General features: G+C 59.8%; 6 protein-coding genes. 5 read left to right on the top strand and 1 reads right to left on the bottom strand.

Going from position 1 to position 8,804, the window contains the following annotated elements:
• Nucleotides 1–1,931: catalase/peroxidase HPI (gene katG, locus ACEW8N_RS21585; protein ID WP_373501944.1), on the top strand; the 1,931-nt coding region annotated here is incomplete at its 5' end.
• Between the two features lie 269 nt (nucleotides 1,932–2,200).
• The gene (prxU, locus tag ACEW8N_RS21580) at nucleotides 2,201–2,920 is read left to right on the top strand and encodes a thioredoxin-dependent peroxiredoxin (protein WP_373501943.1); all 720 of its coding nucleotides are present in this window, start codon (nucleotides 2,201–2,203) and stop codon (nucleotides 2,918–2,920) included.
• Between the two features lie 78 nt (nucleotides 2,921–2,998).
• Here the strand turns inward: prxU and ACEW8N_RS21575 are convergent, their stop codons facing one another.
• A complete protein-coding gene (locus ACEW8N_RS21575; RefSeq protein WP_373501942.1) occupies nucleotides 2,999–3,646 on the bottom strand; it encodes a PA14 domain-containing protein in 648 nt (215 codons plus the stop codon).
• A 514-nt stretch (nucleotides 3,647–4,160) separates the two neighbouring features.
• Here ACEW8N_RS21575 and ACEW8N_RS21570 point away from each other — a divergent pair.
• From ACEW8N_RS21570 to nrfD, 3 genes are read left to right on the top strand one after another with little or no spacing between them, the layout of a single operon-like run.
• Complete coding sequence (locus ACEW8N_RS21570) at nucleotides 4,161–6,743, top strand: molybdopterin-dependent oxidoreductase (protein WP_373501941.1); 2,583 nt, start codon at nucleotides 4,161–4,163, stop codon at nucleotides 6,741–6,743.
• A gap of 11 nt (nucleotides 6,744–6,754) precedes the next feature.
• On the top strand, nucleotides 6,755–7,483 hold the full coding sequence (locus ACEW8N_RS21565) for a 4Fe-4S dicluster domain-containing protein (RefSeq protein WP_373501940.1): 729 nt from the start codon (nucleotides 6,755–6,757) through the stop codon (nucleotides 7,481–7,483).
• Complete coding sequence (nrfD, locus tag ACEW8N_RS21560) at nucleotides 7,480–8,616, top strand: NrfD/PsrC family molybdoenzyme membrane anchor subunit (RefSeq protein ID WP_373501939.1); 1,137 nt, start codon at nucleotides 7,480–7,482, stop codon at nucleotides 8,614–8,616. The genes ACEW8N_RS21565 and nrfD overlap by 4 nt, the downstream gene beginning before the upstream one ends.
• Nucleotides 8,617–8,804 lie beyond the last annotated feature (188 nt).

The following is an 8,804-nucleotide window of genomic DNA, read 5'->3' as shown; positions in this document are numbered from 1 at the left end:
TGGCGTGGCACAGCGCCGGCACCTACCGCCAAGGCGACGGCCGCGGCGGCGCGGGGTCCGGCAACCAGCGCCTGGCGCCCCTCAGCAGTTGGCCCGACAACGTGAACCTCGACAAGGCGCGCCGTCTGCTCTGGCCGATCAAGCAGAAATACGGAAGGAAGATCTCCTGGGCCGACCTGATGGTCCTTGCCGGCAACTGCGCCATCGAGTCGATGGGATTGGAGACCTTCGGTTTCGGCGGCGGACGCGAAGACGTCTGGGAGCCCGAGGAGGACATTTACTGGGGGTCCGAAGAGGAATGGCTGGCCACGAGCGACAAGCCCAAGAGCCGTTACACCGGCGACCGGGACCTGGAAAATCCCCTGGCAGCCGTGCAGATGGGCCTGATCTACGTGAACCCGGAAGGCCCGGACGGCAACCCGGATCCGGTCGCCTCCGGCCGCGACGTTCGCGAGACCTTCGCCCGCATGGCCATGAACGACGAAGAGACCGTGGCGCTGGTCGCCGGCGGCCACACCTTCGGCAAGTGCCATGGCGCCGGTCCTGCGACCCATGTGGGTCCCGAGCCTGAAGCCGCCCCCATCGAAGAACAGGGACTCGGCTGGAAGAGCAGCTTCGGCAGCGGCAAAGGCGGCGATACCATCAGCAGCGGCATCGAGGGCGCCTGGAAGCCGAACCCGACGAAATGGGACATGGGCTACCTGAAGGTCCTGTTCAAGTATGAGTGGGAACTGGTCAAGAGCCCCGCCGGTGCAAATCAGTGGCTGGCCAAAAACGTGGACGAAGAAGACATGGTGGTGGACGCCCACGACCCGTCCAAGAGGCACCGGCCGATGATGACCACGGCCGATCTCTCCCTCCGCTTCGACCCGATCTACGAGCCCATCTCCCGGCGCTATCTGGAAAACCCCGAGGAGTTCGCCGACGCCTTCGCCCGCGCCTGGTTCAAGCTCACCCACCGCGACATGGGCCCCCGCTCCCGCTACCTCGGTCCGGAGGTCCCGGGTGAGGAACTCATCTGGCAGGACCCCATGCCCGCCGTCGATCACAAGCTGATCGATGCACAGGACATCGCCTCCCTCAAGGGCGTGATCCTGGGTTCCGGCCTGTCCGTGTCGGAGCTGGTGTCGACCGCCTGGGCGTCGGCATCCACCTTCCGCGGCTCCGACAAGCGCGGCGGGGCGAACGGCGCACGAATTCGCCTCGCGCCGCAGAAGGATTGGGAAGTCAACCAGCCCGCCCGATTGGCGAAGGTGCTCAAGACCCTGGAGGGCATCCAGAACGAGTTCAACAGTGCGGCCTCCGGCGGGAAGAAGGTGTCGCTCGCCGACCTGATTGTCCTGGGTGGATGCGCGGCTGTCGAGCAAGCGGCGAAGAATGCCGGTCACAATGTGACCGTTCCCTTCACGCCGGGACGCACGGATGCCTCGCAGGAGCAGACCGACGCGGTGTCATTCGCCGTACTCAAACCGGCCGCAGACGGGTTCCGCAACTACCAAAAAACCAAATACGCCGTATCGGCCGAGGAACTGCTGGTGGATCGGGCGCAACTGCTGACGCTGACTGGCCCGGAAATGACGGTCCTCATCGGCGGCATGCGTGTCCTGAATGCCAACTTCGGGCAATCCCGCCACGGCGTCTTCACCCAGCGGCCCGAGACGCTCACCAACGACTTCTTCGTGAACCTGCTCGACATGGGGACGATCTGGAAACCAACTGCTGAAGACCAGGACGTTTTCGAAGGCCGGGATCGGGCCACGGGCGAGTTGAAGTGGACCGGCACCCGTGTCGACCTCATCTTCGGTTCGAACTCCCAGCTCCGGGCCGTCGCGGAAGTCTATGGCTGCGAAGATTCCCGGGAGAAATTCGTCCGCGATTTTGTTGCGGCGTGGGACAAGGTCATGAACCTGGACCGTTTCGACCTCGCCTGATCGCAGCATCAACGGCATCGTCCTTCCTTCCATCCGTCACCCGCGGAGGAAATCACTCGCGGGGCCCTGTACCGGGCCCCGCGATGCCCGCATCCCGTGCCGGGACCCCGCAGCCATCCCGCTCACCGTTACGCAAGGCCAGGGTCGAAGAGTTGAAGCTTACCGAGGAATCGAAACTTTCAATCGTCGCCGTGATTTTTATTGATCATTTCGATGATTTCGGGTATTGACTTTATGAGCATAAATTACATAACAGAAAGGAGGCAACCATGGGTGAAGAGATGGAGGTCGGCTGTGCCAGACCCACCGGAGGACCGGTCGGAGAGGCTGTCGATGAAACCGCCCCAAAGGAAACCACACCGATCAAGGAGGCCGCACCAATGATCAAAGTCGGCAAGAAGGCACCGGATTTTGTCGCCCCGGCCTATCACCAGGGCAAGTTCGTTTCCGTGAGACTTTCGGAATACCTGGGCAAATGGGTGCTCCTGTGTTTCTACCCCGGGGATTTCACTTTCGTCTGAGCCACGGAGATTTCGGCAGTTGCCGAAAAATACAATGAACTTCAGAAACTCGGCGTGGAGGTCCTTTCCATGAGCATCGACAGCGTCTTCGTCCACAAGATGTGGGACGATAATGAACTCTCGAAGATGGCGAAGGGCGGCGTGCCGTTTCCGATGCTCTCGGATGCCGGCGGAAGAGTGGGAAAGGTGTTCGGCGTCTTTGACGAGGAGGCCGGCGTGGAAACCCGGGGCAGGTTCATCATCGACCCGGAAGGGGTGGTCCAGGGCTACGAGGTGCTCACGCCGCCGGTGGGGCGGAACTTCAGTGAAAGCATCCGCCAGCTCCAGGCCTTCCAATTGGTTCGGGAGAGCAAGGGGAGGGAAGCGACGCCGGCGGGGTGGCGCCCCGGAAAAATCACCCTGAAGCCGGGTCCGGACCTTGTCGGAAAGGTGTGGGAGGTATGGAAGACCGACATGGCCTTCGATTGATATCCCCGCCATTGCTGGTTTCTGAACGACCGTTCCGGCATCCTTCGAAACGGTCGTTCCTGCTGCCGGCCCGTCCGTTCAGTTGTTTGCCATGTGGCCATAGGCCTTCGCCGGGACGACCTCGAAGCCGTCTTTCCCCGGCGCTTTCCAGTAAAACTTCAGGGCCGCGGTGCCCTTCCGCTGAAAATACTTGACCATGAGCGGGTGCCAGCCGGGTTTTTCAACGGTAACCCCGCCGATGTCAGAGAGCCGGTCGGAATGGACGCCCGGATCACTCACCACCTTCTGGCCGTCAATTTTCACCTCCACGCCGTCGTTGGACAATGCCTGGAATTCATATCGCCCCGGTTTTTCGAGGAGGATGTACCCCTTCATCTGAACCCCCACGCCCAGGTTCCTGCCGCTGCCGAAGACCTCATCCTGCCCGAACTGGTGATCGATCACCGGAATGGGCTCGCCCGGCCGCCCTTTTTCGAGGAGGGCGGCATCTCCGTCCGGGAGCTCATGGACACTCCGATATTTGCCGTAGAAATAGAGGACGCGAAGCCCCGGCGAGAGGCCTTCGGGATCAGGTCCGCCGGGCGGATTCCCGTGGACGCCCGCGCATCCGCCCAGGTGCGCGACAAGAATCAATATCAAGAGCGCATAACCAAACGGTCTGCGGTAAAAAAAAATCCGACTACTTCCAGCTTTTTCCGGCATCGCGTGCTCCGATCTGTTTTTCATGGGTTTCAACCGCCTGTGTGAAGTGAGTCAACATGAACTGATTCAACACAGGTGTTCATTTTATGGGATTTCAGGATCTGCGTCAATGGATCGACCGATCCTTTCGTCTGCCCACGGGACAACCCCCGAAAGTTGAAAATATACCTTGCACGGTCATCAGTTGCGATTTTCCTTAACCCCCTCTGCCGCCGGGAGGGAATTCTCTCTGCGCCGCTGAATGTCGGTTGTGCCCGTTAAAAAAAACCCTGCCGGAATGACAGGCCGGCGGAACAAATTTTCCGATATCAGCGTCAACCATTGTCAGGTGGGCGGAATTCGCAGGCCCAATGCCGTCATACGGATCCTGATGATCCGTCCATTCCCGGAATCTGCCCCATCGCGCTGATTGCGCCGGCATTCACCACTCTGATGATGTTTTTGTTGAAGGGCGAATCGATTGTGTACCTGCCTTTTTTGATCCTATCGTTGGTTTGAAGCCATGCGGATCATCATGAATTCATGGAAAGGAGGGGAGATGAACGAGGAAAGAACCAGACGAAAAAATCTGATGCGGGATTTTCTCGACGATATCCGGCTCTCGCGAAGGTCTTTCGTAAAGGCATCGGCCGTCGCGGGCGTGTCCGTGGCCGCGGGTACCGGACTTTCGATGGAATTGAAAGCGCTGGCCAGAACCACCGACGCACCCTCAGAAGGCCAGGGGAAGTGGATGCCCTCCACCTGTCAGGGGTGCACATCATGGTGCTCCAAGCAGGTCTACGTCATCGACGGCCGGGCCGTCAAAGTCCGGGGAAACCCCCGATCGAAGGTCAACATGGGCGCCGGCTGCCCCCGGCCCCACCTGGCCATCCAGCAGGTTTACGACCCCGACCGCATCAAGACCCCCATGAAACGAACCAACCCCAGAAAAGGCAGAACCGAGGACCCGGGGTTCGTGCCGATTTCGTGGGACGAGGCCCTGAATACCCTTGCAGACAAGATCATGGAACTGCGCAGCAACGGTGAAACCCACAAATACATGCTCATGCGCGGCCGCTATACCTACATGCGCGATATCCTCTACGACCGAATGACCAAGATCATCGGTTCGCCCAACAACATCTCCCACAGCGCCATCTGCGCCGAAGCCGAAAAGTTCGGGCCGTATTACACGGAGGGATTGTGGGATTATCGCCAATACGATGTTGAAAACGCCCGCTATATTCTGATCTGGGGCGCCGATCCCCTGGCGGCCAACCGCCAGGTGTCCTATTACTCAAAGGCATGGGGAACGGTCATTGACCGGGCCCAGATCGCCGTTGTCGAACCGAGGCTGTCTGCAACGGGCGCCAAGTCCGATGTCTGGCTGCCCATCGAGCCCGGGCACGACGGGGCGCTGGCGGCGGCCGTCTCCCATGTTATTCTCACCGAAGGTCTCTGGTACCGGGAATTCGTCGGCGATTTCAAGGACGGCCTCAATCGGTTTCAGACCGGCAAAGTGGTTTTGGAGGAAGATTTCGAGGAAAAATTCACCTACGGTTTGGTCAAATGGTGGAATCTGGAACTCCAGGACAAGACGCCGGAATGGGCCGCGTCGAAAACCGGGCTGCCGGCCGAACAGATCCGGCAGGTGGCCGTCGACTTCGGCAAAGCGGCGCCCCACGCGATTTCATGGGTGGGCGGCGGGCCGGTGATGCAGGTGCGCGGCGCATACGCCAGCATGATCTGTCATGCCCTGAACGGCCTGGTGGGCTCCGTGGACAACGAGGGGGGCACCCTTGGGCCCAACAAGGTGTATACTGAGGATTTTCCCGAGCCTGACGAGTTTTTCGACGATATCGCCAAAGCCGGCAAGAAGTATGAAAAGATCGATCATCGGGGCCGTCTTGAATTCCCATCCCTGAACGAAGGCAAATCCGGCGGCGGCGTCGTGACCAACAACGCCGCGGACGGCATTCTCAATGAAGACCCTTACGACATCAAGGTGGCGGTCGCTTACATGAACAACTTCGCCTTCTCCTGCGGACAGCCGGAGCGGTGGGAGCGCGCCCTCGCCAAGATCCCCTTCCTCGTGCACATCACGACCAATGCATCCGAGTTCTCCTGGTTTTCGGACATGCTTCTGCCCTGCACCCACCACCTGTTCGAGAAATGGGGCTACATCAAGGTCCACGGCAACGGTTATCGCCACGTCTCCCTCATGCAGCCCATCATCAAGCGGATCGGCGACTACAGGAGCGATGAAACCGAAATCCCCTGGCTCCTCGCGGAAAAACTTGCCGAAAAGGGATTTGAGAACCTCCTTCGTCATTACAAGCAATACAAGGACCCGGAAACCGGAAAAGAGCCGGTCAACCCGGAGGAGTTCTCCCTTTATGCCCTCAAGTATGCCACCCGCAAGGTCTGGGATCCCGCCCTTCACGAAGGGGGGGACAAGTTCAGCGGCTGGGAGGAATTTCTCAAGATCGGTGTTTCCAATTCCGATCCCTACCCGTTCCGTAAACGCTGGGGCAAGATGAAAACCAAAACCGGGATGTTCGAATTCTACAGCGAAACCCTGAAGGAGGCCCTGGAAAAGCATGCGGAAAAACACGGCGTCAGCGTTGATCGCGTCATGGAGGCGTGCAATTACCTGGCGCGCGGCGACTTGGCGTTTGTGCCCCACTATGAGGCGCCCTATACGAGCGGGGATCCGGCCGACTACCCCCTGCTGTTCGTCGATCATAAGTCCCGCCTGAACCGGGAGGGGCGTTCGGCCAACTGCTCCTGGTACTACGAGTTCAAAGACCTGGACCCCGGCGATGAGATCTGGGATGACGTGGCCAAGCTCAATCCGGTGGACGGAAAAAAATTCGGGATCGCCAGCGGAGATCGCATTCGCCTCGCATCCCCCACCGGCAGCATCGAGTGCACGGCAAAGCTGTGGGAGGGGGTTCGCCCCGGAACGGTGGCCAAGTGCTACGGCCAGGGTCATTGGGCCTACGGACGACTGGCGGCCAAGGTGTTCGGAAAGGTCCCCCGGGGCGGCAACAACAACGATCTCATCCCCGCCGTCTATGAACGTCTGAGCGGCAGCACCGTCCGGCATGCCGGCACCCGAGTCAAAATCGAAAAGCTTTAGGAGGTCATCCAATGCCCAGATATGCCATGGTTATCGACCTGCAGCGTTGCGTCGGGTGCGGTGCATGCAGCATCGCCTGCCGCAGTGAAAACAATGTCCCGGACGGGATCTACTGGTCGAACAAGATCACCGAAACCTCCGGCACCTTTCCCAACGTTCGCTACCACTATATCCCGACCCTTTGCAACCATTGTGAAAATGCGCCATGTGTGCGGGGCTGTCCCACACGGGCCATGCACAAACTGGACAACGGCCTCACCATGCACGACCCCGATAAGTGCATCGGGTGCAAATATTGTGAGTTCAACTGCCCCTATGGGGTCATCTATTTCAACTGGCGCAAGCCGCACCCCTTCTGGCGGGATGAAACCGCCCTGATACAGGGAGGGACATCCTCTCCCGCGGAAGAGAACAGGAAGGCGGGCGGTACGGTCATTCCCTACTACAATCCCGAGCGCGATGACACGCTCCCGGGGATCCGCCCCAAGGGCGTGGTGGAAAAGTGCACCTTCTGCGACCACCGCCTCAAACGAAACCTGCTGCCCAGGTGCGTGGAGGCCTGTCCCGCGGACGCCCGGATATTCGGAGACGTTTCCGACCCTAACAGTGAAGTGAGCCGTCTCCTGGGCAAATTCCGTCCCTTCCGCCTCCGCGAACAGCTCGGGACCAATCCTCACGTGTTTTATATCCGAGATTTCAATCCGGCACATTACCAGCCGACAAAAGGAGGTGTGTCATGACCCTTTCCAGAGGTGCATACGTGACCTGGCTGGGACTGATCGGCGCGGCCATCGCAGCGGGGCTCTATGCCGCGTTTCGCCTCCTGACGGAAGGCCACTATCTTTTCAATGCCAACGACGTGCTCATGTGGTCGCTCCCGCTGGGGGTTTACATCTACCTCGCCCTGACCAGCACCGGGCTGACCCTGCTGGCCTCGCTGCCGCTGGTGTTCGGGGTCAAGAAATTCGAGCCCCTGGCCAAACGACTGGTATTTCTGGCCATCGCCACCCTGATCGGGGGCTTTGCCGCCATCGGCCTCGAGCTGGGGGATATTTTTCACATGTATTACATCCTGCTTTCGCCCAACCTGAGTTCTCCTATCTGGTGGATGGGGTTTATCTACAGCGTGGAACTCGCGCTGCTGGTCGTCAAGTTCTGGCGGCTTCATGTCGGGGACTGGCACAGCCCGCTGAGCAAAGCACTGGGCAACGTGTCGTTTTTGGCCGCCATCGTGGCGCCGCTCATGATCGGCTCCGTGTTCGGCCTCACCGAATCCCGGGTGACCTATTTTGGCCCGGTGATGTCCATCTACTGTCTGATGATGGCCATCCTGAGCGGCACGGCCCTTTGTCTGTTCTATAACCTCGTGGTGGTAAGCATCAGCGGCGGCAGGCTCTCCGAAACCATGCAGGCCATCCATGACGATATCACGCGTATTTTCACCTATTCTCTCAGCATCGTCATCGTTTTTACCCTCGTCAAGATGGCCATCGAATCGGCCACCATCGTTCCGGACTTCCTGAACTACCGGCAGTATGCCCAGATCTTCGGCGGCATCGGAAAACTCAATACGGAGGTGGTGCTGGGCCTTTTCCTGCCGTTCCTGCTGATGGTCGTCCCGTCCGTTCGAACCCTCCGCGGCGTCCGGCTGATCGCCTCCGGTCTCGTGCTGGCGGGCACGCTGGCCATGCACATGGAGATTCTGCTTGCCGGCCAGAGCCGGCCCATCGGCCCCAAGGCCGAGCAGTTTCCCGAGTACATCCACTATGTCCCCAGTTCGTATGAATGGCTGGTGATGCTGCTGGCCGTCGCGATCGCCCTGCTGCTCTATACCCTGGGCGAGCGCTACCTGCACCTGGACGCGGCCGCCTAGAATTGAACCGCGGAGGAAGCGCATCGCCCGCGGGCCTGCAAATCCTGTGTAGAGCGTTTCTTTATATTACCTGAAAAACGCCAAAAATTGTCGCGATCGGCTACCCTGTGGAACGATGGCTGGGGACGTGAGCATGAGAAAAGATCTTTCCATCAGACAGCAGGAACCGCCCGATGCCTCCAATCCTC

Origin of the sequence: Desulfococcus sp. (assembly GCF_041737845.1) — a bacterium.
Taxonomy (GTDB): Bacteria; Desulfobacterota; Desulfobacteria; order Desulfobacterales; family Desulfococcaceae; genus Desulfococcus.
The sequence above is the reverse complement of the archived record's forward strand: the minus strand, read 5'-3'. Positions and strand labels throughout refer to the sequence as shown.

Bases quoted from the DNA above. Each gene is read 5' to 3' on its own strand.
- ACEW8N_RS21575 (WP_373501942.1), bottom strand. From the start codon at position 3,646: ATGAAAAACAGATCGGAGCACGCGATGCCGGAAAAAGCTGGAAGTAGT.
- ACEW8N_RS21570 (WP_373501941.1), top strand. From the start codon at position 4,161: ATGAACGAGGAAAGAACCAGACGAAAAAATCTGATGCGGGATTTTCTC.
- ACEW8N_RS21565 (WP_373501940.1), top strand. From the start codon at position 6,755: ATGCCCAGATATGCCATGGTTATCGACCTGCAGCGTTGCGTCGGGTGC.
- nrfD (WP_373501939.1), top strand. From the start codon at position 7,480: ATGACCCTTTCCAGAGGTGCATACGTGACCTGGCTGGGACTGATCGGC.